This window comes from Glycomyces sp. TRM65418, assembly GCF_019710475.1.
Taxonomy (GTDB): Bacteria; Actinomycetota; Actinomycetes; order Mycobacteriales; family Micromonosporaceae; genus Glycomyces.
On sequence record NZ_JAJFAX010000012.1, the window covers coordinates 50,724 to 76,822 of the forward strand.

The 26,099-nt window shown below is 70.6% G+C and carries 15 protein-coding genes; 2 read left to right on the forward strand and 13 right to left on the reverse strand.

All coding sequences use genetic code 11. The features are described 5' to 3' along the window. Window position 1: 1 nt before the first annotated feature. From K3N28_RS20800 to K3N28_RS20855, 12 genes are read right to left on the reverse strand one after another with little or no spacing between them, the layout of a single operon-like run. On the reverse strand, window positions 2-1,279 hold the full coding sequence (locus K3N28_RS20800; protein ID WP_228094685.1) for an iron-containing alcohol dehydrogenase: 1,278 nt from the start codon (window positions 1,277-1,279) through the stop codon (window positions 2-4). Further along, entirely contained in the window at window positions 1,276-2,544 is a 1,269-nt protein-coding gene (locus tag K3N28_RS20805; protein WP_228094686.1) for an aspartate aminotransferase family protein, read from the reverse strand. The genes K3N28_RS20800 and K3N28_RS20805 overlap by 4 nt, the downstream gene beginning before the upstream one ends. After that, window positions 2,541-4,424 carry a hypothetical protein gene (locus tag K3N28_RS20810; RefSeq protein WP_228094687.1) on the reverse strand — a complete coding sequence of 628 codons (1,884 nt, stop codon included), beginning with the start codon at window positions 4,422-4,424 and terminating at the stop codon, window positions 2,541-2,543. Before K3N28_RS20810 ends, K3N28_RS20805 begins: the two co-directional genes overlap by 4 nt. Then, window positions 4,421-5,044, reverse strand: a complete 624-nt coding sequence (locus K3N28_RS20815) for a hypothetical protein (RefSeq protein ID WP_228094688.1) — start codon at window positions 5,042-5,044, stop codon at window positions 4,421-4,423. The genes K3N28_RS20810 and K3N28_RS20815 overlap by 4 nt, the downstream gene beginning before the upstream one ends. A 52-nt stretch (window positions 5,045-5,096) precedes the next feature. Further along, window positions 5,097-5,906, reverse strand: a complete 810-nt coding sequence (locus K3N28_RS20820) for an ABC transporter permease (protein WP_228094689.1) — start codon at window positions 5,904-5,906, stop codon at window positions 5,097-5,099. Then, window positions 5,903-6,874 carry an ABC transporter ATP-binding protein gene (locus tag K3N28_RS20825; protein ID WP_228094690.1) on the reverse strand — a complete coding sequence of 324 codons (972 nt, stop codon included), beginning with the start codon at window positions 6,872-6,874 and terminating at the stop codon, window positions 5,903-5,905. The genes K3N28_RS20820 and K3N28_RS20825 overlap by 4 nt, the downstream gene beginning before the upstream one ends. After that, complete coding sequence (locus tag K3N28_RS20830; RefSeq protein WP_228094691.1) at window positions 6,871-8,634, reverse strand: thiopeptide-type bacteriocin biosynthesis protein; 1,764 nt, start codon at window positions 8,632-8,634, stop codon at window positions 6,871-6,873. Before K3N28_RS20830 ends, K3N28_RS20825 begins: the two co-directional genes overlap by 4 nt. Continuing rightward, window positions 8,631-9,953 carry a hypothetical protein gene (locus K3N28_RS20835; RefSeq protein WP_228094692.1) on the reverse strand — a complete coding sequence of 441 codons (1,323 nt, stop codon included), beginning with the start codon at window positions 9,951-9,953 and terminating at the stop codon, window positions 8,631-8,633. The genes K3N28_RS20830 and K3N28_RS20835 overlap by 4 nt, the downstream gene beginning before the upstream one ends. A gap of 11 nt (window positions 9,954-9,964) precedes the next feature. Continuing rightward, window positions 9,965-11,896, reverse strand: a complete 1,932-nt coding sequence (locus K3N28_RS20840) for a TOMM precursor leader peptide-binding protein (RefSeq protein ID WP_228094693.1) — start codon at window positions 11,894-11,896, stop codon at window positions 9,965-9,967. Further along, the gene (locus K3N28_RS20845; RefSeq protein WP_228094694.1) at window positions 11,893-13,575 is read right to left on the reverse strand and encodes a hypothetical protein; all 1,683 of its coding nucleotides are present in this window, start codon (window positions 13,573-13,575) and stop codon (window positions 11,893-11,895) included. Before K3N28_RS20845 ends, K3N28_RS20840 begins: the two co-directional genes overlap by 4 nt. Beyond that, window positions 13,572-14,720: a lantibiotic dehydratase C-terminal domain-containing protein gene (locus K3N28_RS20850; RefSeq protein WP_228094695.1), complete on the reverse strand. Its 1,149-nt coding sequence runs from the start codon at window positions 14,718-14,720 to the stop codon at window positions 13,572-13,574. Before K3N28_RS20850 ends, K3N28_RS20845 begins: the two co-directional genes overlap by 4 nt. Next, entirely contained in the window at window positions 14,717-17,395 is a 2,679-nt protein-coding gene (locus K3N28_RS20855; protein WP_228094696.1) for a lantibiotic dehydratase, read from the reverse strand. The genes K3N28_RS20850 and K3N28_RS20855 overlap by 4 nt, the downstream gene beginning before the upstream one ends. A gap of 886 nt (window positions 17,396-18,281) precedes the next feature. Between K3N28_RS20855 and K3N28_RS20860 the strand changes: the two genes are divergently transcribed. Beyond that, on the forward strand, window positions 18,282-19,214 hold the full coding sequence (locus K3N28_RS20860) for an NADP-dependent oxidoreductase (RefSeq protein WP_228094726.1): 933 nt from the start codon (window positions 18,282-18,284) through the stop codon (window positions 19,212-19,214). Window positions 19,215-19,267: 53 nt separating this feature from the next. Then, window positions 19,268-19,810 (forward strand): NUDIX hydrolase, encoded by a 543-nt coding sequence (locus K3N28_RS20865; protein WP_228094697.1) that lies wholly within the window; start codon window positions 19,268-19,270, stop codon window positions 19,808-19,810. 74 nt (window positions 19,811-19,884) lie between these two features. Here the strand turns inward: K3N28_RS20865 and K3N28_RS20870 are convergent, their stop codons facing one another. Beyond that, window positions 19,885-25,824 carry a LamG-like jellyroll fold domain-containing protein gene (locus K3N28_RS20870; RefSeq protein WP_228094698.1) on the reverse strand — a complete coding sequence of 1,980 codons (5,940 nt, stop codon included), beginning with the start codon at window positions 25,822-25,824 and terminating at the stop codon, window positions 19,885-19,887. Window positions 25,825-26,099: the final 275 nt, after the last annotated feature.

Here is a 26,099-nt window from a genome sequence, read left to right on the forward strand (position 1 = left end):
ATCAATCACCTCCTTCCAAAGGGATTTCCGCACCGGACGGCGTCGCCGCCAGGCGAGGTTCATGGTGAGCGGGGCCTCCGCTGGCGCTGCCGAAGAACGCCACCAGCTCGGGCCGCTCCACTCCCGAGAGGCGTCCGGTCAGGTGCCAGCTCTCGTGGCATGCCAGGGCCACTCGCTCGATGTCTATGCCGCCCAGGTCTTCCAGGCACACCGGCATGTCCCAGGCCGCTAGGCGCTGCGACAGTGCTTCGGCGAAGGTCGCCCGTCCCAGCGGGACGGCCACGGCGCGGTCGAGGCGGGACAGGCGATCGGCGTCGCCGAGTCGGGGACCGATGGCGCCGCCCCCGCCGATCGCGGCCAGGTAGGCCGGCAGCAGGGCGCTCATCGTCCTGCCCTTGGGCAGTCCGTAGATGGTGCACAATGGATCTTGCAGGTACCACAGGACGTGGTCGTACCGGCCGCGCCCCAACCCGACCAGCTGCGTGGCGGAGACCGCTACGATCCACACGAGCTCCGCCCGCGCCTGCGCATCGGCGGGATCGGCGCTCAGGCGATCGAGCGCGGCGAGGCATTGCGCGGCGAGGGTCTCGGCCAGTGCGTCGGTGACGTCCAGAGCCGCTCCGGCGAGGTAGGGGCAGACGATCCGGGCGAGGGTCTCCACACCGCCTTCGATGACCGCCGCCGTCGGCAGGGACGCACTCAGGTCGGGATCGATGAGTGCCGATGTCGAGGCCAGCCGGCCCGACACCATCAGCCGTCGCTGCCCTTCATGGACGACCGCGGCGACGCTGTTGAGCTCCGAGCCGGTGGCGGTGGTCGTGGGCAGCAGCAGGCTCGGCAGCCCCGGGCGCAGATGGGCGCCCCGCTCCCCGTCGAGGTCCAGCAGCGGTCCGCTTCGCCATCGATCGCTTTCCAGCAGTTCGAAGTTGGTCGAGGCCAGCGCGGCGAGTTTAGCGGTGTCCATGGTGCTGCCTCCGCCGATGCCGACGACGAGATCCGCGCCGCAGGCGGTGACCGCGTCGACTGCGGTCACGACGGCGTCCAAGGTGGGCACGCCCGCGACCCGGGTGACGGACACGGCCGGGACCCCATGGGCGGAGAGGCGGGCGAGCAGGTCTCGGCCGGTCTCGGATTCGGCCACTCGCGCGTCGATGAGCACTGCTGGCGCCGATCCCAGTGCCGCCGCCTGCGGGCCCAGGTCCGCCGCGCGCCCCGATCCGAATCCGATGAGGGTCGGCACCTGCCAGTCGACCGCGGTCGCGGGCGGGTTCACGGTCATGACAGGTCCAGTTCGTCGAAGACCTGACCGGCGGCGTCGGCGATGAGCTTCACATCGTCGTCGTCGATGATCAGCGGCGGCATCAGGCTGAAGCCCCGGTCGGAGAGGTGGACGATCACGCCGAGCGACCGGAACCGCTCCACCACGACCGCCGCCTGCGCCACGTCGACCGTGCCGCCCGGGCCTTGCAGGCCGACGCCCAGCATCAGGCCGCGGCCGGTGGGCGCGAGCGCCTGGCCGCGAGCGCGCGGCAGGGCGTCGGTCAGCATCGCGGTCAGTCGCTCGCCGGAGCGCAGCGATCGGGAGACCAGGTCGTCGGCCTCGATGACGTCGAGCGTGGCCAGGGCGGCCGCGCAGGCCAGTGGATTGCCCGCCTGGGTCTCCCCGGTGCGCAGGACGGCGCCGCCCGCGGCGAACGCCTCCCAGACGCGCTGGTGGATCAGGACCGCCGACATCGGCAGGAAGCCGCCGTTGATCCCTTTGGACATGACCAGCAGGTCCGGTCGCAGGCCCGTCCACTCCGCGGCGAACATCGACCCGGTGCGGCCGAAGCCGGTGGCGACCTCGTCGACGATCAGGCAGATGTCGTTCGCCTCGCACAGGTCGTTCAAGCCGGAGAAGAAGTGCTCGTGCGGCACGAGCACGCCCGCCGATCCGAGCACCGGTTCGACGATGACGGCGGCCAGGCGGCCGGCGGCGGCCCGCAGCCGCTCCAGGGCGTCGGCCGCTCCCCGCTCGTCCAGGGGGGTCGGCACGTGCATGACCGCCGAGCGGTCCACGCCGTACTCGTCCTGTTCGAGGTCCTCGCCGGTCACGGCCATGGCGCTGTCCAGTGTGCCGTGGTAGGAATCGGCCAGCGCGGCGACCGTGTCGCGCTCGGGCCGGCCGATCAGCCGCTGGTAGCGGCGGGCGAGTTTGAGTGCGGTGTCGACTGCGCCCGCCCCGGAAGTGTTGTAGAAGACCTTGGTCAGTTCCGGCCTCGGGCTGATCTCCACCAGGCGGGAGGCCAGCAGTTGGGCCGGTTCGTTGCCGTAGCGGAACAGCGTCCCGTAGGAGAGCCGGTCGAGCTGCGCGCGGATCGCGGCCTGGATGCGCGGTTCGTCGAAGCCGCAGTGCATGTTCCACAGTGCCGCGTTGGCGCTGACGTACTCCCTGCCGTTCTGGTCGACCAGGCGGCTGCCGCGCCCTTCGGTGATCGTCACCGGGGAGGAGAGGTAGCGGCCCATGTCGGTCATGGGGTGCCACAGCGGGTAATCGTCGGTCATGCCGTCCTCTTTCCTGCGGGTAGGACACCGGTGGCGGCCAGTGCCGCTTCGGCGGCGGCGACCGCTTTCGCGGCCGTGGCGGCGGCGAGCCGCCGGTCGCGGGCCAGGGTCTCGGCCGCGTCGTCGGGGCGGTCGAGCCGGATCTCGACGGCGGCGGCCAGCGCCGGAGCGAGACGGTGGGCGCGTCCCGCCGCGTGAAGGTAGTAGCGGTCGTCGAACTGGAGCATCGCGGCGGAGGCGGGCCAGTTCGGGCGGCTGGCGGACGCGTGCGTCAGCGGGCCGCCGCAGCCGCTCACCCGCAGCCCGGCCCGTCCGGTCGGTTCGAACAGGCGCGGGTGCTCGCCGCTGAGGGCGGCCACCGCGAGCGCGGCGTCGAGGACCCGCCCGAGCCAGGGCCGGTCGGCGTCGGCCATGCCCTCGGGGCGGCAGCGGCAGCCGTTCGCGGCCGCGGGCAGGGCCCGGATCTCGGCACGGAGCGCGTTCAGGTCGTCGCCGGTCTTGCCGACGGCCGGTCCCGCGCGGCCGAGGAGGACGGTGCCGTCGGCCTCGACGTACAGTTGCCGTCCGGTCGAGGCCGGGCAGGGGCCGTGGCCGAGGCGGCACAGCCCCGCGACGAGCGCGCCGGGATCGAACAGCCGGGAGTGGCATCGGCCGTGGCGCCAGGCCTGGTCGATGTCGACGAGCACCGGCTCGGCCGATTCGATCCAGACCAGGTCCGGTCTGTCGGAAGCGGTGCCGTATGCGCCCGGGGCGCAGACCTCTTCGATGTCGTGCACCGCCGCGTGCGCGACCGAGGCGGCGTCCGGCCTGCGCGCCCGCACCGTGCCGCCGGCGTCCACGACCGAGCCGAGCCACCGCTCGTGCGCGGTGACCGGTTCGTCGTGCTCCCACCACAGGTCCTCGACGCCGACGGTCACCGGCGGGGGCGCACCGCGTCCGGTGCAGGCCCGTTGCAGCCCGGCCCGTGAACGCCGCCGGTCCTCGCGCAGCCGAACGGCGGTGTCGGTCTGCGGCGGACATCCGGCCAGCGCCCCTCGGGACGACAGCCGGCGCAGGGTGGACAGGTCGGTCTCGATCACGGCGTCGGGGACCGCTCGGAGCAGTGCGGCCAGCCGGTCCGCGGGCCAGTGGCCCTCCCGCCCCGCGAGAACCCGGACCAGCGGCCGCAGTCGGTGCGCGGCGAACGCGGACAGTGCCGACCGCACTCGCCCGACGTCGGTGCGGTCCGCAGTGGCCTCGACGGTGACCCCGCCGGTCGCGAAGGACGACACGGCCGCGGCGACCTCCGCGTCGACCGCGTCGGGATCGATCCGGGGATGCAGCAGCGGCAGGCGCGGGCCCTGGTCGGCCGCACGACGCAGCCGCTCGGCGAGGTCGCGCCAGTCGGTGTCGCCGTTCGCGATGAGCGGCACGGTCATCGACGCCGCCGACCTGGCGGCGATGTGGCGCAGTTCTTCGATCGTCTCCTCGCCGACCGGGACGCCGAGCCGGGCGGCCTGCGCGGCCGCGACGGCGCCGGAGCGGTAGAGGCGGCCGAGGTCGGCTTCGGCGACCAGTTCGGGCCCCGCCCCGCCGCGATGGACCAGCCGCGCCCGATCACCGTCCGGTTCGGCGTGCGCGACGGACACGCCGCGCCCGGCCAGGCCGTCGCCGAGGGCTTCGGCGACCGCCCGTGTCGACCGGTCGCTGACGAGCACGACCGCGTCAGGGCGCGAACGCGCCAGGTCCCGAGCCCATTCGGGGACCGTCCCCGCCGGCCCGGCCGTCACCAGCCGGGCCCCGGCCGCCGCCGCGACGGCGGCCGCGGCCAGGTCCGGGAAGCAGTCGAGTCGGCCCCACCGGTTGCGGCGCAGGCGGACCATGAGCACGAGACGCCTCATGCGGGCACCTCCTCGCGGACGCGCGGAAGCCGGGCCGCCGCCCACTGCACGGCGGCGACGTTCATCGCCATCGTCGTGGTGAAGGGCACCACCATGGCCGCCGGGAGGAACAGGCCGAGACCCGCGAAGATCACCGGAGCCATGTAGCGGGCGAAGAACCGCTGCCGCGGGTCGTCGACGCCTGAGGCCCGCAACGCCAGGAGCCCGACCACGGTCCCCGCCAGTGTCAGCGCCGCGGCCCACGCCAGGCCCCCGGGTCCCTGCGTCGCCGGTGAGGACGACAGCGTCCGCAATCCGTAGAACGCCGCCTCGTCGGCGGCCGGGCCGGTTCGGCTCCACAGCGCGATGGTCACCACCACCAGGATCTGCGCCACGGTGAAGACCGTGCCGACGCGCTCGAACCATCCGCGAGGGGGCTTCGGCGCGGCCGGGTCGCGCTGGCGCTCGATGCGACGCTCGGCGCCGCGTACCAGCCACGGCCAGGTGAGGACCCGCCACCCGGCGCCGAGCAGCAACACCGCCCAGCCCCAGGACACGGCCTCCGGGCCGATCACCTCGGCGATCGGCGCGATGATCGACTCGGTCGCCGCGCCGATGCGGTCGAGGAGGTCACTCCACATTGCAGGGCTCCGTTCTGTCAGCGGTCGGGGGTGGTCGATTGGGGCCGCTCGCTCAGCGCTGCGGCTCCCAGGGCATGGTCTTCACGGCTGCGAACATCGCGATCACGCCCCAGGACGCGATGATGAGCAGGTTCCCCAGGTCGAAGGACCAGCCCGACGCGCCGGGGTCCAGCGGGGCGCGGACGGCCTCGGCCATCGGCACGAACGGGAGGAAGTCCAGGACCGTCTGCATCGGGCCCGGCAGTCCCTCGACGGGGAAGAACACTCCGGAGATGAACAGCAACGGGAACAAGGTGGCGGTGGAGACGATGAGCGACACCTCGACGGTGGGGATCAGACGGGTCACCGCCAGACCGAGCGCGCAGGAGGTGAAGCCGCTCAGCAGCACCGCGAGCAGGAGGGCCGGCAGGCCCATCGGGCGCACCTCCAGGCCGAACGCGATCAGCGAGACCCCGATCATGATGACCACGGAGACGATCGTGACCACCAGTGAGACGCCGATGCGGCTCATCAGGTGCACCGTCTTGGGCATCGGCGTCTGCCGGATCCGCTTGAGCACCGATTTCTCGCGAGCGGTCACGATGCCGGTGACCATGTTGAAGTATCCGGACGAGGTGATGACGAAGACGATGATGGCCGCGGTCGTCATCTGGACGGAGGCGACGCCGTTGACCGTTTCACCGGACTGCAGCAGATTGAACATCACGTTGAAGAACAGCGGGAGCAGCAGCGCGATCACCAGGGCGAACGGTGTGCGCGAGGCGCTGATGAGGCCGTAGCGCATGTCGTTGAAGAGCAGTCCGGCGATGCCCCGCCGCTGATCGGACGTCGCGGTGGGCATCGTGAGTGTCGAGGTGGTCATGAGGTCCTTCCTTCGGAGTCACGGTGGGCGAGGATGGAGAGGTACAGCTCCTCGAGATCGGGGCGTCGGACCTCCAGGTCGGCGAGCGCGACATCGCTGTCGACCGCCCAGGTGGTGAGCGCGTGCAGCGGCCCGCGGGCGTCGTCGACGTCCATGGAGATCCGGCCCGCCTTGAAGCGCGCGCGTTCCGCGAGGTCGGCGGGCAGCCGTTTGAATTCAGCCTCGTCCCCGCGGAAGGAGATGGTGGCCCCTCGCTCGTCCGGCAGGAGGCTCGACGGGGCGCCGATCGCGGCGACCCGCCCGGAGTGCAGCACCGCCACCCGGTCGCACAGCCGCTGGGCCTCGGTCATGTTGTGGGTGGTGAGGAAGACGGTCTTGCCCATGGCGCGAATGGCCTGCACCGTCTCCCAGGCGCGATCGCGGGCTTCGATGTCCAGCCCGGTCGTCGGCTCGTCGAGGAAGACGATGTCCGGATCGCCGACCAGGGCCAGAGCCAGATCGAGGCGCCGCTGCTGACCGCCGGAGAGACGCCCGACTCGGGCGCCGCTCTTGGAGCTCAACCCCACCAGCTCGATCACGTCGTCGACCGGGAAGGCCTGCCTGTAGTAGCCCGCGAAGAGCGCCACATGCTCTCGTACCGTCAGGTAGAGCTCGAAGCTCCCCTTCTGGGGGACGATCCCGAGGCGGTTCCGCACCGTCCGGTTGGCCCGGATCGGGTCCATGTCCAGTACCCTCACCGTCCCCGAAGTGGGCTTGACGTGGCCCTCGAGGATCTCGGTCAGCGTGGTCTTCCCGGCGCCGTTGGGTCCGAGGAGCCCGAACACCTCTCCTCGCTGAACAGTCAGGTCCACATCGGCCAGTGCCTGGACCGGTCCGAAGGACTTGGACAGGCCCTGGACGATGATCGAGTCGGTACTCTCGACGGTTCGGGGGGGTCGGCTTGCGCTTTCAGTCGTTTGCTGTGTCATGAATGGGAACCTCCATCACTCGTAGTCGCATTCGCGTCGTCTGACGGGGCGCCGATCGGAATCATGTAGCCGATGATTTCGTCGTAGCCGTCCAACTGGGCTATCTCGCACACCGCGTCGTCGAAGAAGCCGCCGACCGAGACCGAACGAAGTCCCAGGGCGGTGGACACCAGCAGTAGCGACTGGGCGGCGTGGCCGATCTCCAGCGTCGCGAAGCGGTGCGCGCGCAGCCCGTAGCGCGGACGCATCCGCCCCAGGTCGGCTCCGATGAACAGGACCGCCGGGACCTCGGCGACCTCGATGCGCGGTTCGTCACCGAGGAAGAACGGCGAGCTGTAGCGCAGTACGTCGACGTCCGTCGCGGTACCGACCATCTGCAGCTCGTGGGTTCGAGGCAGGTACTCGTACAGCGCCGGATCGATCCCCTCCACGGCCCTGGCGAGGACGCGCACGATCAGCGGATACGCCATGCCGGCGCTGGGGTTCGCCATGACCTGACGAGGCGTGGGAGGATCGGCCTCCTCGTACCATTCGGTGTCGACGACGCCCGCGCCGAGCCCGAGCAGGTTCCCGAGCCGATCGAGGCCGAGTCGCCCGGTGAATCCGTCGCGGGCGCTGCGGCGCGCGGCGATCACCTCGGCCAGGGGCGCCGCCGCCAAGGCCGGATCGACCGGCGGCAGCGGGACCGCCTCGTCGCTGGCGAACTCGAGGACCCGGACGATCGGTTCGCCCTGCCGCGGCTGCTGGTCGCCCATCGTCACCGGTCGGAACTTGCTCAATTCGTGGTAGGCGCGGTCGGGCGCGGCGGGACCGTCGGCGAAGTAGTCGGGGTACTTCCCCGGGGCGGCGATGAGCAGGGACGCCAGCCAGGCCAGATAGACCTCGTCCGAGGCGGTCATGCCCATGCGGTTGTAGATCATGTGCAGGTGCGAGACCATGACCGAGTCGGCGCTGCCCGTCAGTCGCCCCGTCCGACCGAGCTCGCGGAGACGGTCCGTCATCCGCCCGACCGCGTCCCACCATTGCCGGTATGCGGCGGGAGCCGCTTCCTTCTGCGCGTCCCTGCGCCGCATGAGCTCGAGCCCGGTGGCGACCATCGTCGACTCGGCCGCGGCGTGGGTCTGCGCGAAGGTTCGGGCGACGGCCGCGTCGAGGTACCGCCACATGGTCGCGTATTCACGGAGCCATCGCACGGACTCGCTCGCGGTCGTGTACATCGCCGAGACGAAGCCGAGCAGCAGATCGAGTGCGACACCGGTTCGAGCCTGCTCGCCCGGTGTGCGGGCGATGACGGCCGCGGCCAGTTCGCTGGAGATGTGGAACAGGTCCTCCGCGGGGCCGATCGCGTCCGGGCCGCCGTAGCGGTCGGTCTCGGGCAGGTACTCGGCCTCCACGACCCGTCCGTCGGGGTTCCATTCGAGGGCTCGGGCCTCGTCCGCGGGGATCGCGAACTGCTGATAGAACTCCACCGGGTCGAGCCGGGGGGCGGGCTCGGTCGACAGCGGCGTCTCCAGCGCCGCGCGCATCATGGCCTGGGCGCGGTCGAGCCGTTCCTTGTCGGGGCCCGCCAGGCGGACTCTGACATGCGGTCCGCCTTCCCAGTAGCGGATGAAGAACCACCTGTCGATGAGGCCCTCCGCGCGCAGGCTGCGGGCCAGCGGTGCGATCGTCGCGGTCACGAGCCGGTCGGCGGCGGCCTTGCCTCGGTGGCAGAAGACGTGCAGGGCTCGCCAATTTCGGTCTGAAGTGGACTCGGTCATTGGCGCACATCCAGCAGCAGGTCGATGAATCGACTGGCGCCCATCAGCGCCAGGTAGATCGGCAATTGCGTCGAAGGCAGCCCCAGGTCGGCCGCGAGGGGGTCGGGATCGAAGCTGCGCGCCGGGCGCAGGAACCCGCGGTGCGGGGTGATGGACATGCCCGCGGCCTGCGCGGTCGCGCCCATCTGGAGTTGGAGCGCTCGCAGGCCTCGCTCCCCGCCCGCGCGGATGGCCGCGTCGTGGTCGCAGATCATCAGCAGCGCCGCGGGGCAGCCGGAGACGGCCATCTGCTCGGGCGGATACGAGAAGGACCGCTGCACCGCCGCCATGTCGGGGCCCGCCACGGGCCGCGGCGGCCGGCCCGGCTCCAGCCGGTAGCAGCCGGGCTCGAACCCGTCCACCTGCCGCGCGATGAGAACGAAGTCGATGCCGCCCTCGGCGGCCGTAGGGACCGCGGCGGTCGTTTCGGCGACCGCGCGCAGGACCGCGGCCATGGCCTCGGCCGGGAGCGGGACCGGCGCCGGGGTGTACCCCTTGTTGGCGCGGCCGGCGGACCGCTCGAACAGCACCTCGGACCAGCTCATGCCGGTGCGGTGGGCCGGTGCGGGGCGGTGCGGCCGGTCGGCGGCCTCGCCCAGCTCGATCACGGCGGCCGGAATCCAACCGTCGGCCGCTCGCAGGCCGAGTCGGTCCAGCAGCGGCGCGTCCGGCAGGTCATGGCGCAGGCGTACCGGCAGGCCGTGCGCGTGTGCGGCCTGTGCGAGCAGTTCGCTCAGATGCCCTGCCTCGCACAGGCTCAAGCTCCAGCGCAGTTCCCGGTACCGGGTCGGGATGCTGCCCAGGTGGCTGATGACGGCGAGTCGGGCGCCGCCCTCCAGGGCCGCATCGAGGTCGGCGTGGTCCGACACGGGCCACAGGCGGTGCCCGGCCGCGTCATAGTGCCAGGCGCCGCCTGCGGCCAGCAGGAACACCTGCGCCGAGAAGAAGCAGTGCGCCGCGGGATAGGCGCGGTGCGGGTTGACCGCGCTGCGGACCTCGAACCGCTGCGGGGCCGAGGCCGCGATCGTGCCCAGCACCCGCTGTCGCAGTGGGGTCGCCGAGTCCACGCCGCCGCCGGGGTAGGCCGCGTCCTCCAGCATCCGGTGCAGGCCGGCGGGCAGCGGCACCGCCGGTCCGGTCGGCTCGACCGGCACGCGGACGCGGTCGTCGCCGTCGGTGGCGATGTCGAGCAGCAGCGGCCGGGCGATCCGGTCGGCGAATCCACGGAGGTGCTGGTCATCGATATCGGTTGCGGCCCAAGGCGGGTCGACGACTTCCATGTCGGCTCCTCTCACGGGAAGGGGTGGGGTGGGGCGGTGTCGGGGTCGACCGGCGAGTCGGAGGGGTCGCGGTAGCCCAGGCGGACCGGCAGGCTGCGCAGGCGGTCGAGCCCGCGGGTGCGCCGGTACACGTGGCCGAAGGTCATCGGGATCGTCTGGGGCACGATCATCTTGACCGTCGCCGGGGTCCGCTCGGTGGTGATCCGGTCGGTCTGGTCGACGACGATCGGGTCCATGCCGTTGGCGGTCATCCGTTCGACGACGGCGAGCAGGACGTCCGTGAGGTCGGGGCGGATCCATCGGGACCGCCAGTCGCCGTAGGCCTCGGCGAGCGTGGCCGGTGCCGCCCGGGGGTCCAGGAACGACCACCAGGACCTGGTCTCGGGGTAGTTGTAGAGGATCGTGTGGTCGTGGAGGGTGTGCACCCGCCGCGGGTCGTCGATCAGGCGGCGGCCGTCCTTTTCCTGCTCGGCTCGGGTCTCGGCGGGCATGCGGTTGCGCACCACGCAGTTGGTGACCGCTTCGGTCGCGGCCGAGGCGACCGCCCGGCGCGGATCGCAGTGCGCTCCGGCCGCGAAGAACGCGACCGGCCCGTCGTCGTCGCGCCGCAGCGCCAGGCTCATCACCGCCGGGATCTCCAGTTCGGTGGTGATGTCGAACAGGTGCAGGTCGTAGCCGAGCCGGTCGAGCTGCGTCCGCATCCCTCGCAGGCTCGGCACTTCGGCTTCGTCCACACGCAGCGGCCGGGCCGGGCGCTTGGTGTACCAGGCCAGCAGAAAGGCGTCGCGTTCGACCACTTCGAACAGTCCGTACAGGCTCGCCTCCTCCACCGAGGATCCGATGGCGCAGCCGTTCGAGCTCTCGTACAGGAACTTCGGCGAGGGCGGTCCGGTGCGGCCCCATCGGTCGAGATGCCAGTAGGCGACGTGCTCGGGCACCAGGACCGGCCGCCGCGCGCCGAGCCGGAAGCCCCACACCCAGTCGATGGGCGTGTCGGGATCGTACGGGCTCAGGCGGAAGTCCGGATCGTCGCCGCTGCCTTCGACATGCAGGCCGAGTTCGCGCAGGTCGACCGCTTCCGGCAGCGCGTTCTGGCTGCCGCGCACGACGGTGCGCTTGCCGTGGGGGCTGGAGGAGCTGAGCCTCTCCAGCGCCTCGTAGAGCGCGATGGTCTCGCCCTCGGGATAGGTCAGGGCGCGGCCGTGTCCGGCCTCGCCGGGTTCACCGCTGGGCAGGGCGAGTTCGGCGCTGGTCAGGGCCATCACCGAGTTCTCGGAGCGGTAGACGTGGCCGACCGGCCCGTACCGCCAGTCGTGGACGAGGTCTCGCAGTTCGCTCCCGCTCAGCCCGGAGGCGTTGGTGCGGAACGACTCGGGGTCGGCCTGCGGGCGCGGGGCGAAGGCGACCCGGGCCAGGTCGGCGCTGTCGTCGGGGACGGGACGGCAGCCGGGGCAGCCCGGCAGCGGCGTCATCCGGTGGATCCGGCCGGTCAGCCGGCCGGTCGAGACGTGAATCTCCCTGTCGGCCAGCAGGTCATGGCGCAAGGCGCGGTCGGTGATCGCGGCGAGGTGCCGCAGATGCGCGGACGTCAGCGCGAGCGCCGGGACCGGGCCGTCGAGCTGCTCGGCCGGGGCGTTCTGGCGGCGCCACAGCCGTCGGCGCCGCTCGGCGCACACCTGGCACCCGGGCGTGCCGGGCCGGACCCAGGGGCCGACGATCCCCAGGTCGCCGACGATCCTGGCGGGCAGGACAGCGGCCTCGCGCAAGGCCTGCTGTTCGGCGCCGTCGCGTTCGGGGTCCCAGCCGTCGCGGGCGAGCACGACGGTGTCGCCGGTGGTGACCGCGGCGTCCTGGGCGCTCGGCACGGAGGCGTCGTAGCAGCCGGACAGTGTGTCGGCCAGTGTCTCGTGCAGGCCGCCCTCGCCGATGAGCCAGGTCGTCATTGTCCGGTTCCGTTCCGTTGCAGGCCCACCCAGCCGATCACACCGAGCGCGTCGAGCGCGGGTTCGCCTCGCCAGCGGGCGCCGCCGATCCGCTCGTCCTCGCCGCACAGCGCCGCGAGCGTCTCGTCGCCGTGCCAGGCGGGGGCCTCGACGGCGTCGGGTGCTCCGGGCGGGGTGTCGACGATCGGGACCGTCGGCCGGTCGCCACCGGCTTGCAGGACCGCGGCGGCGTGCCGGGACACGACCCGGCGGGCGACTTCGCCGTCGGGGTGGGCGAAGACGGCCACGCGTCGGCCTTCGGCGAGGGCCGCGGCCACGGTCAGGTCCGGGACCCGGAGCGGGTGCCGCACTTCGAGCGTGACCGCCGGATCGCTCCGGTCGATCTCGTCGACGGCGGGGCCGAACCGGTTCCGGCGCTCGTCCTGGTCGTCCAGCCAGGCTGCCGCCAGACGGTTGACCGCGTCGCACAGCATCGCGTTCGCATCCGCACCGGCACAGGCGATGCGGGTCGAAGCCTGCATCGCCTCGCCACCGGCCAGAGTCCACAGACTGGTCGCGTCGGCCCGACCGGCCGCGTTCCGGGCCGCGCCGAGGGCCGCGCGATAGCGGGCGACGTCGCCGGTCTCGCCCCAGCCGAACGCGTCCGCGCCGGCGGTCGCCAGCGCCAGCGGCATCTGGGAGAGCTCGCCGTCGTCGGTGGCCGGGAGGATGCCGGTGACGCTGTCGCACAGGTCGGTGATGCGGTCGGGGTCGGTGTCGGCGGGCAGGTGCGGGTCGACCGGTTCGGCCACGGTGCGGCCGTGCGGGGCGACGGGGTGGACGGTGGTCTGGATCCGCTCGGCCTCGATGAGGTACGCCTGGCCGTCGTATTCGGTGCTGACTCCGGTGAGGGCGTAGAACGCCTGCATCGCGGCGAGGTTCCCCGCGAGGGTCGCGGCGACCGCCGGTACCGGTCCGATGGCGGTGTCGAGGCCCCGGTCCCGCATCCGTTCGAGCACCGTGGAGAGGCCGGCGTCGCCGTCCCGTTCGCGCAGGGGCGCGATCACCGCGCGGTCGCGCAGTTGGGCGACGCCGATCGTGCCCGAGGCCGGCCCGGGCGGCGGCTGGGCGGTGTCGACGTGGATGCGCACCGGCGCCTCCGCCTCGCGGCCGGGCCCGAGCTCGGCGCCGGTCTCGGCCGCCAATCTCCGCAGCGCGTCGGAGGGTTCGTCGATGCGCAGTCGTCCGGCGCCGAGGCTGAGCAGGCTTCGGGCGGCGGCCTCGGCTACGGGGCCTTGGCCGTGGATCGCGATCGGGTGGTGCCGCAGCCGGTCGAACGCGGCAGTCGGGTCGTCCGCCGCGGAGTCCAGGAACGCGAGGGTGCGGCGGTGATCGGGATGGACGGTCGCGTCGGCGGCGGCGGTGCCGGGGGCCTCGGCGCGCAGGAACCCCTTGTCCAGCAGTTCGTCGAGGAGCCGCTGGGCGGTGTCGCGCGCCGCGGGCGGCAGCGCGGCGGTGAGCGCCTCGGGGTCGGCCCCCCGGTGGAGATGCGGGAACAACGCGGTCCACAGCTTGCCGAGCGCGGGCGAGCCGCTGATCTTGAGCGTCTCCTGCCAGCCGACGCAGTAGAGCCCGCCTTCGACGGGGGTGATGTGGACGGCCGCTCGCAGCCGGACCTGCCTGGGCGCTGCCGTGTTCACGAGGCGGCCTCCGCGTTCTCGTCGGGCTTGAGTATCTGCCGCCAGTTCACTCCGGTGACGGCGTCGACCGCTTCGCTGACCGCGTGGGCCAGGAACAGCCGCTCGGCCGGGGAGACGTCGATGACGAGCATCTGGGCGTACAGGAGGTTGACCATGAACCGGTAGGAGGCGAACCAGCGGCCCGCTTCTTTGTCGGTGTACTCGACTTCGCGCAGTGCCGCGTGGAACTCGCTGTACTCGCGGTCGTCTCCGACGGCGTACTTGCGCCGCAGGTGGTCGTTCAGATCGGCCGCGCGGTCGGTGTAGCCCTCGTGCAGGAGCGGTTCGATGTCGCGGACCTCGGCGAGGTCGAGGGCGCGGTCCCAGAAGGTCCGCAGCGCCTGCCCCCAGCGTTGCCAGACCGGGTCGCTCCCGGTGTAGTAGCCGGGTTCGGTGGGGTCGTCGACCAGCGAGGTGGTCAGCGCCTCGAACTGCGGACTCACCGGACGGTAGCGTGATTCGAAGTCGGCGCGCAGTGAGCCGTCGCGGTCGTAGTCCTGGAGGTGGTCCTCGAGGTGCGACTTGTAGGAGAGGCTGCCGTGGAGCAGGCCGCGGTCGGGATAGGTCGCGGCCAGCAGCACCATGAAGGTGAACGCGCCCTGGAGCCTCGCCGATTTGCTGCGCTCGGCCGCGGCGATGATGTGCTCCAGCGGCTCGACCATGGCCTCGTTGAAGGCGTCGCGGAGGTCCCGGGCGTTCGGGTTCTCGATGAGCCCCGGCTCGAGGGGGGTGTCGAAGGGGCGCACCGTGTTGTCGGGCCAGATCGGCTCGTAGGGCGGGGGAATGAGCTCGGCGGCGCCGAGCTGGCGCGAGGTCTCCAGGTAGCCGTCCGTGTTGAGCACGTAGCCGGAACCGTGCTGCTTGAGCCCGGCCTCGATCGCGGGCCGTTCGGCGGCGAGGGCGGCGACGAGGGCGCCGTGTTCGGGGCCGGAGGCGATGAGCTGGAGGTGCGGTCCGAACCGCCAGTGGCGGCCGATGTGGACGTGGCTGACCCCGTGGACCCGCTGGAGGCGGTGCACGGCGGGGATGAGGACCGCGGCGACGAACCGGCGTTTGACCGGCGCGTGGTAGGCGATCGCCAGCGAGGCTCTGGTCAGGGGCGTCACGGATTCGCCTTTCGGTAGAACTCGGCCACCACTTCGGCGGCATGGGCGCGTTCGCCTACGGGGAAGCGTTCGTCCGGGCCCGGCCTGGCCTCCTCGACCACGATGTCGGTGCCGGGTTGATAGGACAGGAGCCGGTCGAGGTGGCGAACGTGGAGCCTGCTGAGCAGGTCGACGTACTGCGGCTTGCGGTTGTCCATGTAGGACCCGAAGTAGTCGTTGACCTGACCTGGGCTGAGTTCGGGCGCGGGCGGATGCAGGAAGACATGGTCGGGAATTCCCAGACGCACGCGCCATTCGTTCAGCCGCACGAAGAAGTCCGCTTCGGCCTCGCCCGGTTCGGGGCGGGGCATCGTTCCGCTGGGGATGTGCCAGCGGGCGCGGGCGAGCCAGACGGACCCGAACCGCAGACCGCGGTAGTGCCGCACCTGCGATCGATCCACGGTAGGCGACCGGTCGGCGCTCACCTGCGGCTCGAAGAAGATCGATCCGCTGCCGCCCATCGCGGTGAGCGACAGGAGCCGGGAAGGCAGGTAGAAGGGGATGAGGAACCCGAGGTAGAGCGGGTGGACGCGCTGGTCGCCCTCGGGGTCCCAGAGCATCACGCGGTCGCCGGCCGGGTCGTGGCGCACCACGAGGCGATCGAGCGGCAGCCGGTCGGCCGCACCGGTGTTGTCCCAGTCCAGATCGCGTTCGGCCAGCAGCGGATGCAGGTTCGCGTTGAACCCCTGGACGGGGCGGATCTCGGCGGTGACGCCCGCGCCGTGGTACTCGCGGACCATGCGGCGGACCTCGTCGACGACGGCGCCGTCCGCGTAGGCCAGGAAGCGGCTGACGTAGTTGCCCCAGCCGTTGTAGATCTTGTTGAGGATGGCCCCGGTAGGCGGGTTGCCTCCCAAGGGCTGCATGAACATCCCGTAAGAGGCCGGGGAAGCGCCCACCCAGGCGGGCGCCTCGCGGACGGCGAGCGCGACGAGTTCGGGGTCGATGTCGACGGGCGCGGCGTCCGCGAGCGGGTGCAGCAGTTGCTCGGTCAGGCGGGAGATGATCGTCGACCGCAGTGGCACCAGGCGCGACAGGACTGGATCGGTGGCGATCAGTTCGTGATCGAAGCCCTCGGTGATCTGGAGCGCGTCGTCGTAGGCGGGGACGAACAGCTCCCCGAGCACGTCCAGGTCCTCGCAGCGCCCGCCCCTGCCGTAGCGGGCGGTGAAGCGGTGGGTGAGGACTCGTGAGAAGACGTGCTGCTCGTCGAAGATCTGGAGGAGGTCGAGGAGCCGTCGGCAGTCGGCGAGCACCGGCCGCCAGTCGGCGGTGGAGCTGCACGCCGGTTCGAGCACGCCGTCTTCGAACCAGATCGGCTCGGCGCCGGACACGGCGGCGGCGTCCTCGCCGAGCGCTTCGAGCGCGGCGGCGCCGGCGGCCTTGCCTTCGCGCAGCAGAACGACCCGCTCCACGGGACCGGCCGTCGCGAATTGCTCCTGCGCCTCGCTCACTCGCTCGAGTTCGGCCTTGACGGCGGCCACGACCGGGTCCGCGGTGAAGCCGGCCAGCCATGCGGTGAGCGCCCGCAGTGCATCGGGCGACTGCTCGTCGACGATCGGTTCGGGGACCAGGACGCCGAAGTCGCACAGCTTCGCGACGAAGGCGGTGGCGACGGCGGTGCTCGCCCCGGGGACGCGGGCGGTGATGACTTCGGCCAGTTCGGCGAAGGTGGCGCTGCGTCGCGGCGTCGACCGCAGCCAGTCCACGAGGGCGATCGACGCCGGGTTCGCGGGGACGGTGACCTTCGCTTCGCCGTAGCGGGCCGCGATCTCCGCCGCTTCGGGGCCGAGCCGCTCACGGCTCCCGACCGCGATGAACTTGCCGTCCTCCAGCCGTAGCCCGGCCGAGGGGTGGAAGCGCATGGCGCTCCGCACTGCGTGGATCCGGCCCAGCCTTCCCTCCAGCCGCCGCAGCAGACCCCGGTTGAACTCCATGACGGAGGACACGGGTCCGATACCGGAGGGCTCCTGCGGGGTGTGCTCGGGCAGGAAGCCCGCGACGGTGTAGCGGCTGAACGGGCTGGTCTTGGTGCGTGCCCGCATCGCGTACCGCAGCAGGGACTCTTCGGATTTGCGGGTGTTCTTCTTGACCTGCTCCCAAGGGGCGGCGCGGTACTTGTCGGCGGCATCGAGCAGCAGTTCGCTGGACATGACCAGTGAGCGGCGCAGTTCCTCGTCCCCGAGCATCGAGCGGAGCTCGGCCCGCTCAGCGTCCAGCCGGTCCGCATGGGCGGCGGTCAGCTCGACGCGCAGGAGTGCGAGCCGCTCCTCGTTGTCCAACCAGGTCTCGACGGCGGGCTCGTCGACGACGGTGCGGATCTCGTCTCGGCTCAGACCCCGAGGAAAGCGCCGATTGTGGATGGCACGCCGCAGGGGCAGGACGACCCGCTGGCGGGTCTGGCGGTCGATGTGGCCGCCGACGGCGTACAGCAGGTCGGTGAGCTTCTCCGTGGCCTGCTCTTGCATGGTGGTCAGGTCGCACGCCTCGACCAGCCGGGCGCGGTCGGCGTCGGCTTCGGAGCCGTCGCGGCCGTCGGCGAGGAGGGGGTTGATGCGCAGCAGCAGGTGCGGTGCGGTGGTGAACGCCGGGATCGGGGGCAGGGGTCGGGGATCGCCGTCTGGATCGGTGCCCATGTTGTGCCCCTTTCGCCGTGATAAGTCGCAATTAGTCGGCGGCGTACAATGCGTACCGCTTCCTTCACTGCAAAGTATGGCGAGGGCGTCACATAGTGCGACAGAGTAGATTCCCGTCTCGCTTTCGCGGATGATCCGTAATCCTAGTGATCTAATAGAGATTGAACAATATGTCTATTATGGGATGATTCATCGAATTTATTACCGGCGTCTCGGTATCTAGAATGGATGGATTGGCGCGGCCGGTCTCCGCGGAGACCGCTGCGTCGGAACAGCCGGCGCGTCCGGCTCCGGCATGGCTCGATCGAAGTCGCGACGATCGGCCGAAGACCGACGTCATCCCGAAGCGCCGCGGCCGCCTGCGCGCGAACCTCGCCGCCGCTCACAGGTGGCCGCCGCACCAGAGCAGGGCAGGAGTGCCACGCCAAAGGCCGACCGACTCCGCGACACCGTCGAGCGGTGCGGTCATTCGACTTCGGGTCGCGACCGTGCATCCCGTGAACGGGAACGTGCCTACCGCACTCGGCAAGGAAACGATCGAGCGGGATGCCTCGCCGCAATCGAGCAATGCGAGCTGCGACTTTCCTTTCACCGTCTCCGCAGATCTCGCCGCGGGTGCGAGAGGCCGCGGCAATTCCCGAAGGCAGGCGAGGCTTGGCGCATCTCGGCGCTCACTCATGTGGGCGGCGGGTCCACCCATTTCCAATGTGCTCGACGATGCTCCAGGCCGGGCATCGAACGGCGACCGCTGCGGCAGATGGACCGTGCGCCGATACAAGGGATCTCGTACCCGTACGCCATGGGCCCCGGTTCCCGTCCGCCGCTGCTAGGATCGTCGGGGCATTCGGAAACCCCGGGAGGCGAGGACGCGGACGTGGCGGCGACGATGCGAGCGGTGACGCAGACGGTCCTGGGCGGACCCGAAGTGCTGCAACTGGTCGAGACCGAACGGCCCGAGCCGCACTACGGCGAGGTCCTGGTGCGGGTTCGCGCGGCGGGCGTCAATCCCGTCGACCCGGCCGCCCGCGAAATCGGACTCTACATCGGACAGCCGCCGTTCATCCTCGGCTGGGACGTCTCCGGCGTCGTCGAACAGGTCGGCATCGGCGTCACCCGCTTCAAACCCGGCGACGAGGTCTACGGGATGCCGAACTTCCCGCACCAGGCCGGTACCCACGCCGAGTACGTCGCCGCTCCGAGCCGCCACTTCGACCACAAGCCCGCCGCGCTCTCGCACGTCGAGGCCGCCGCGATCCCGCTGACCGGCCTCACCGCCTGGCAGGCGCTCGTCGAGCACGCCCGCCTCCAGGCCGGGCAGACCGTGCTCGTCCACGCCGCGGCCGGCGGCATCGGTCATCTCGCCGTCCAGATCGCCAAGGCCCTCGGCGCCCGCGTCATCGGCACCGCCAGCGCCGGCAAGCACGATTTCGTGCGCGGCCTCGGCGCCGACGAGATGATCGACTACAACGCCGTCGACTTCGCCGAGGTCGTCTCGGACGTCGACGTCGCGCTCAGCACCCTCCCCGGCGATTACGCCGAGCGCTCGGTCTCGGTCATCCGCGACGGCGGCGTCCTGGCCCAGCTCTACTACTCCAAGCGCGACGCGACGTTCCCCGAAGCGGAGGCGCGGGGCATCGAGACCCGCTTCATGCTCGTCGAACCCGACCTCATCGGCCTGCAGGGGCTCTCGCGACTGGTCGCGGACGGCAAGCTTCGGGTCCACGTGTCCGAGACCTACGCGCTGGAGGACTTCGCCAAGGCCCATCAGGCCATGGAGGCGGGCCACGCCACCGGCAAGATCGTCATCACCGTCGACTGAGGACTGATGCGGGCGGCCCCGTCCGCCCGCGCCCCGCCTGGCAGAATGCGCCCGTGCCCATCACGATCGCCCATCTCAAGGACCAGCTCGCCGCCTACCTCGAGCGCTGGCCCGGCGACGCCGAGTCGGTCGCGCCGCTGCTCGCGCTCGACGGCCCGGAAGGCTTCGACCGCACGACCATGCCCGGCCACGTCACCGCCTCGGCGATCCTCGTCAACGACCGCGACGAGGTCCTGCTCGTCCATCACCGCGGCCTCGATCGCTGGCTCCAGCCCGGCGGGCACGTGGAACCGGGCGACGACTCGCTCCCGGCGGCGGCGATGCGCGAGGCCGTCGAGGAGACCGGGATCGCCCCGGCCGCGCTCGAACTGGCCGAGCCCGTCCCCATCCACGTCGACGTCCATCGGATTCCGGCGAACCCCCGCAAAGACGAAGGGGCGCATTGGCATTACGACGTGCGTTACCGCTTCCGCTGCGGCGCGCACGAACTCAGTCCGCAGGCCGAGGAGGTCCACGCCGCCGAATGGCGTCCCGCCGCCGACCTCGACAGCGTCGAACTCGCCGAGCGGCTCACCGCTCGAACTTCGTACTTGTAACCGAGTCGGCCCAAGCCGAGGAAGGCCGCCGGGCGCTCAGCGCCCGGCGGCCTTGCTCATGTCTCCTCACTTCCTCATATCGCGGTCGCAGTCACCGTCTGCTGGGACGTGGCGGGGATGCCGCTCCAGACGAGGCAGTTCATCGGACCGGTGCCCGGGGCGGTGATGTACAGCCCGCTGTCGGTCGCATCGACATCGGTGCCGAACTTGCCGTTGCTGTTCGCCGACGGGTCACTGATCATCGTGTCGACGTCGGCCGTGGCGACGGCCGCGCCGGTGACGTGGACGAGCCCGTCGTCGTCACCAGTGGCGAAGTTCTCGTCAGGCACGCCGATGACGAGCTTCAACCGGTCGTTGTTCGCTTGGAGGGACGGGTCGAGATCGAACAGCCCGAGGCTCAGACCGAGGTGGTCGAATTCCTCGGGGCTGTCACCCAGGTGAACCCCCTGGTCGTAGTTGGCGACACCGGTGAACCCGCCTGAACCGTCCATGTTGACCAAATGCACGAGTCCGGCATTGGCGACCGTGTTGTCGACCAGGTCCTCCCAGGGAACGGCGATGGCGAAGCGGGTCTGCACCGAGTCCATCCCGGAGGACGCCGGCCAGTAGTCGACCGCGGCGACGGTGTACCCGAGGCGGTCGCCCGCTTCGAACCCCGCGGCCAGCGCGGCGTCCTGCTGATCCAGCCAGGTGGTGAAGACCGGCCAACCCTCAGCGGAGATCTCATGCGTGAACACGAGTGCGCCGCCGGCGTCGGTGAGCTGATCGGGACCGCCGTCTTCGAACGGCACACCGACGATGAACCGGGTCCGGGTGGCGGCGATCGACCAACCGAACTGGTCGCCCTCCTCCACCCCTCCGGTGACGCCGTCGGTGTTCTGGTCCACCCAGGCCTTCGAGTCGCCTTGGAGGTAGATGACCGCACCGCCGTCGACGACCTCCGGGATCTCGGTGTCGCCGTCGCGGTAGGCGCCGCTGGTGTCGGTCTGAACGTCCTCTCCAGGAAGTCCGATGATCAGGACCGGTGTGCCGTCCCTGCGGTTCGATGCCGCGACGGACCATCCGAAGCGGTCGTCGGCCTCGTTCTTTCCGGGCATACCGGCCGAGATCTGGTTGAACCAGAAGACGCCGCTCTCGTCGATGCCCCCTCGCGAACCCGGTAGGACGATGGCGGAGCCGGTGGAGTCGTTCTCCCCGGGCACACCGGCGACGATGTCCGCGCAGCCGTCGCCGTCGCGGTCGTAGGTGTCGACCGCGTAGCCGAACTGATCGCCCGCCTCCACGGTGCCCGCGCCGCCATGCGTGTTCTCGTCGATGAGGCTGCCCTCGCCGCTCGCGCCGTCGATGAACCAGACCGCCCCGGCGTTCGCAAGCCCTTGCGCGGCATACGAGCCATAGCTCAGGACCGCGTCGGGGTAGCCATCGCCGTTGACGTCGCCTTCGACGCCGAAGCAGGTCTCCGGGTCGGCCCAGGTCGGATCGGCGACGGCGAATCCGTTCCCGGTGGACATGCGCGTCCACAGGGCGCCGATGCCGCCGCCGGTGCCCGCCCGGAGTGTGAGCAGGTCGCCTTTCCCGTCACCGTTGACGTCGCCGCCCGCGAGGTCGGTGTGCGCCCACGGGGTCAGGTCCGAGGGGCAACCGGTGCACCGGTCCGAATAATCCCAGGCGGCAGTAGTGGCGAACCTCCTGTCGGGGAGCGCGGCGGCCACGTTGACCCGTACGCGGTTGGTGAACCGGTAGGTGGCCACCAGATCCGGCAGTCCGTCGCCCGTCACGTCCGCCACGGTCACACGGTCGCGTTCGGTGTCCCAGTTGTTCGGGGTGTCCAAGGCGTAGACCGGCGCGCCGAGGCCCGAGGCGGACCCGTAGCGGACGTACATATCCGCGCTGCCGTCCGCACCGGTGCGGATCTCGACGACGTCGCCCCACCAGTCGGCGTCGAAGTCGCCCACGGCGAGCTCGATGAGCCGCGAGTCGCCCGATCCGGAGGCCACCTGCGTCGGCGCCGAGAAAGCACGTTTGCCTTCGCCGTTGCGGACGAACTTCGACTGCCAGATCGAGTAGGCGTCCGAGCCGTCGCCGCGCAGGAGCACGAGGTCGTCGGCTTGGTCGCCCGACAGGTCTTCGATCTGGATCTGCGTCTCGGACAGTTCCCAGCCGTTTGCGGCGCTCAGGTCGAGCCGCTCGATCTCGCTGTACTTGAACGTGCTCCCGTCCTTGGTGCAGACGCGGTCCCTCGGACCACACGCGGGCATCGCCCAGACTTCGAAGTGATCGTCACCGGGGACGGCCACCACGAGGTCATCGCGGCCGTCGCCGTTGACGTCGCCGGCGCGCCAGACCGCGTCGCTCAGCCGCCAGTCGCGTTTGGCGTCGAGGTTGAGCGTGTCCGACTCGAACACCGGCTCGGTGGAACGCACCAGGTTCCCGCTACCGTCGTTCCGCAGGAGGTAGATGTCGGAGTACAGTCCGTCGGCCTCGACCACTGCGAGCGCATCGGCGAATTCGTCGCCGTTGAAGTCGCCGGTGACCAGCTCGCTGTACGTCTCGCGGACGGTGCCGTCGGCGAGCGCCTTGACCTGTTGGTCGTCGAATACGCCGCTGTTCGCGTTGACGTTGTCGATGGCTCCGGGCCAGTAGTCGGTGACGGCGCTGCGATGCAGGACCGACCCCACTCGGAACGACCCGGTGGAGGACCAGAGCTTGAACCCTTCGCTCTTCCCCGCCGGCAGGCCGTTGATGTACAGGGTGGCGGTACCGGTCGAAGCCTCGTACGTGGCGGCCAGGTGCGTCCATTGGCCGACCTGGACCGGCGTGTCGGCGTACAACTCCTTCCAGGTGTAACTGGAGTCGGCGTCGGCGCCGATGGCCCGGAACGCCCATTTGTCGTAGGTGGCCACGTATCCGAGATAGAAGGCGCTGCCGTTCACGCCGTCCTGTCCGATTGCGGTGGCAGTGTCGCCATCGCGGTCCAGGCGCACCCAGGCCCCCACGGTGAAGTCGCCTGCGGTGTCCAGGACCGGGCTCCACGTCGTGGCCGTCGAGGAGGAGCCGTTGAGTCCGGCGGCCATGCCTTCGAACCCTTCGACGAGTTCCACTGCGGTCCCGCTCAGTTCGTTGCCATCGCCTGAAAGGTCCGGGAAGACGTCGGTGTTGACGGTCTCGAAGTCCCAGACGCCCTCGGCGTGCTGGCCGAGCCGCTGGATCTCGCCGGCGGGGACCGCACGGTTCCAGACTTTGACGTCGTCGACGTCGCCCGCGTAGTAGGTCGACTTCTTGCCTCCCCACAGGTCGCGGCCGACCGCGAAGACGCCCGTGGATCGCCATTCGTCGGTGAACGCGGCGGTGTTCTGCAGTTGCCCGTCGACGTACAGCTGCAACTGCTGGCTGCCGAAGGAGAAGACACCGGTGACGTGGTACCAGATCCCGGCCTCCGCGGTCACGTTCGATCCGGCGGAGACCGCGCGGAGTCCGGAGGCGGTCGAGTCCTGGTTGGAGGCGACCATCAGGAACGTGTGGCTCTCACCGTCGTACTTGAGCATGAACGCCGAATTGACGAGGCCGTCCTGAGAGGCGATCGTGTAGTCCACATCCGTCTGGTGGATGCGCACCCATGCGGAGACGGTGTACGACGAGTTCGTCGCGATCACCGGTTCGGCCGTGACGGCTTGGTCGTCGCCGTCGAGTGTCAGGTACTGCAAGTGGTCGGCCGCCGCGTCGGCGGCCGTGCCGCCGGTCCAGGCGCCGCCGGTGAGCGTCAGCGGCCGAGTCACATCGGACGGGTAGCCGGGGTAGTTCGTGTCGGCGGCTCTCGTGCCGGTGGTCTCGTCGAGCTTCCAATGCGCCACAGGCGAGCCATTGGGGTTGACACTGAACTGGTAGGTCGTCTTGGCGGAGACGTTGCCGTGCTGATCGAACGCCCACACGCTCAAGGCCTGGGGGCCGCTACTGGTGGGGTCGAGCGCGATCGTCGCGGCGGCGCCGAGCGTCGAGACCGGAACGGTGTTGTCGCCGTAGGCGTCTTGAAGACTCCAGCTGTACCCGGCCGTATCGGTCGAAGTCGAGTCGATCGTGAATCGGCCGGTCATGCCCACGGCCCCGTGCACCTTGCCGTCTGCCGGGTAGTCGGTCGAGACCACGCTCGGTGCCACCGGCGGGGTGGTGTCGATCAGCACGGTGCATCCCCCCGCGCTGGCACCGGTCGCGCGACCGTCCTTGGCCGCCACCGTGGCCGTGTATTTCTGGCCGGTCAGATCGGAGGCCTTCACCGTCCAGGTGGCCTTCGCGCGGTCGGCGCCCGAGGAGTTCCAGGTCTTCGTGGTACCCGCGACCTGGTCCTTCCAGGTGAGGACGCCGTCCATGTTGTCGCCTTCGTCGTCGGTGAGCTTGGCGGTCACGGTCCACGAGGTTCCCGCGCCGAGCTTGACGGTCTTGCCCGCCGCGCAGGACTGGTCGTCGATGGTGAACGAGCCGGGCTTGTTCGGGGCGGTGTTGTACTTGACGCTCAGGTAGAAGCCCGTGCGGCCGTCACCGACCTTCTCGGGGCCGAAGCGGCGGAAGCCGGGGCAGTGTGTGCCGCAGGACTCCGAGGAGGCCCGAAGTCCGAACTGGATCTTCTTGTCGCTGGTGCGCGCCACGTCCTTCACATAGCCGGTGACGTCCGTCCACAATTGCCGAGGCGCGCCGCATCCGGAGGCGATGCCCTCGTCCCGGGAGGCGATCTTGGTGCCCCAGTCGCCGCTCTGGTTGTTCCACGTCCAGTTCCGCAGGTTCCCCGCGTCGAGTTCGTACAGGTCCGCGGTAGCCGAGATGCCGTCGCACGAGCGCATCCACGAGTAGGTCATCGTCATGCGCAGGTTCGCGTCGATGATGTCCTTGCCGCGGAACTTCGAGGTGTTGAACTCGAACGCCAGGCGCCAGGTCTGCTCCATCGATCCGTCGGCCCGGTGCGCGCGCCCGAGACGCGCGGTGCCGTTGGGGTCCTTCTCGAAGGATCCGCCGTTGTAGTAGCTGTTGTTGCGGTAGGACGAGTAGTCGGAGATCATCGCCCAAGCGCTCGAGTCGACCTTGACGACATCAGGGTCGATCCGGATCGGGAACACCGCGGCGGGGTCCGACAGCATGGCCGCGTCCGGCGTCAGGGTCAGCACGCCGTCGGCGAACGCGGTCCCGACGGTCGCGCTCATCGAGAACGTCGCGGGCGACCACTCGCCGGTGGCCGCGTCGCCGACGCCTTCGTCGGCCGCGGCCGAGTCCCACATCAGCGGCGTCGGTCCCCCATAGACCACATTGCCCTCGTAATCGCTGATCTCAAGGGCGCCGGTCTCGCCGACCGCGGCGGTGAAGCCGTCGAGCACCAGGCCGAGTTCGATGCTCGCCACCTCGCCAGAGGCGGCGGCTTCGGCGGTCTTCACCTCGAAGACCTTCGCGAACCCGGTGTTCGTCGGGCGCACCTTCAAATCCACCCCGGGCAGGATCTCCGCGTACACCGCGGTGTCACCGGACACCGTGGGCGTCGGCAGCGCCTCGTGCCAGGTGTAGGAAACCGTCCGGCCGTGGACGTCGGTGATGGTGGCGATCTCGGTCGTTCCGCCGGCCGACAGCGCCAGCTGCAGATCCGAGTTCGCCGGCACGAGCCTGCCGTCGCCGTCGGCGACCAAGGTGTTGTCGATGTCGGCCCAGGTGCCGTCGTCGGTCTGCGCCTGGAACGGCTCCAGGGCGATCTCTTCCACGAAGGTGCCGTCTGGTGCGGCGAAGACCTCGGAGGAATCGCTGGCGAGCGAATCGATCTCGACGTTCACGCCGGTCTCGGCGGCCTCGCTCACCGCGTCGGCGATCTCGGTGTCGGTCTCGCTGGGTGAGGAGTCCGAACCTGCCGGGACGCCTTCGCTCGGCGGATCGGTCTCTTGGGCGAATACGGGGGGAGGGGTGATGAAGACCGCCAGCGCCGCGGCGCCGGCGGCCAAAACCGTCAGGCGCAGCGCGATCGGCCTGGGGGGTTTGGATCGCAAGGGGGGCTCCCTATTCGATTGGTACGCGGGGGGGCCGCCGCTCCGTGCGAGCGGACGGCTGCGGAGAGTATGCCAGAGGATTGTTGCACGAGGACAGACGATGTCCCACTAAATGGACCCAAGAAGGGATCTGCGTTGAGAGGGGTTGATTGCTCCGTAAGGGCTCTGCTACAGTCCGGTCCGAAATAACTTCATGGACCCCTCCAGGAGCCCTCTGTGGACGTTGCCCCCCGCACGCCTGAGCCCAAGCGCCCCAACGACAAAGCCGCCACTTC

Excerpts from the sequence above, each read along its gene's own strand:
- K3N28_RS20800 (WP_228094685.1), bottom strand. The coding sequence starts at position 1,279 with ATGACCGTGAACCCGCCCGCGACCGCGGTCGACTGGCAGGTGCCGACC.
- K3N28_RS20805 (WP_228094686.1), bottom strand. The coding sequence starts at position 2,544 with ATGACCGACGATTACCCGCTGTGGCACCCCATGACCGACATGGGCCGC.
- K3N28_RS20810 (WP_228094687.1), bottom strand. The coding sequence starts at position 4,424 with ATGAGGCGTCTCGTGCTCATGGTCCGCCTGCGCCGCAACCGGTGGGGC.
- K3N28_RS20815 (WP_228094688.1), bottom strand. The coding sequence starts at position 5,044 with ATGTGGAGTGACCTCCTCGACCGCATCGGCGCGGCGACCGAGTCGATC.
- K3N28_RS20820 (WP_228094689.1), bottom strand. The coding sequence starts at position 5,906 with ATGACCACCTCGACACTCACGATGCCCACCGCGACGTCCGATCAGCGG.
- K3N28_RS20825 (WP_228094690.1), bottom strand. The coding sequence starts at position 6,874 with ATGACACAGCAAACGACTGAAAGCGCAAGCCGACCCCCCCGAACCGTC.
- K3N28_RS20830 (WP_228094691.1), bottom strand. The coding sequence starts at position 8,634 with ATGACCGAGTCCACTTCAGACCGAAATTGGCGAGCCCTGCACGTCTTC.
- K3N28_RS20835 (WP_228094692.1), bottom strand. The coding sequence starts at position 9,953 with ATGGAAGTCGTCGACCCGCCTTGGGCCGCAACCGATATCGATGACCAG.
- K3N28_RS20840 (WP_228094693.1), bottom strand. The coding sequence starts at position 11,896 with ATGACGACCTGGCTCATCGGCGAGGGCGGCCTGCACGAGACACTGGCC.
- K3N28_RS20855 (WP_228094696.1), bottom strand. The coding sequence starts at position 17,395 with ATGGGCACCGATCCAGACGGCGATCCCCGACCCCTGCCCCCGATCCCG.
- K3N28_RS20860 (WP_228094726.1), top strand. The coding sequence starts at position 18,282 with ATGCGAGCGGTGACGCAGACGGTCCTGGGCGGACCCGAAGTGCTGCAA.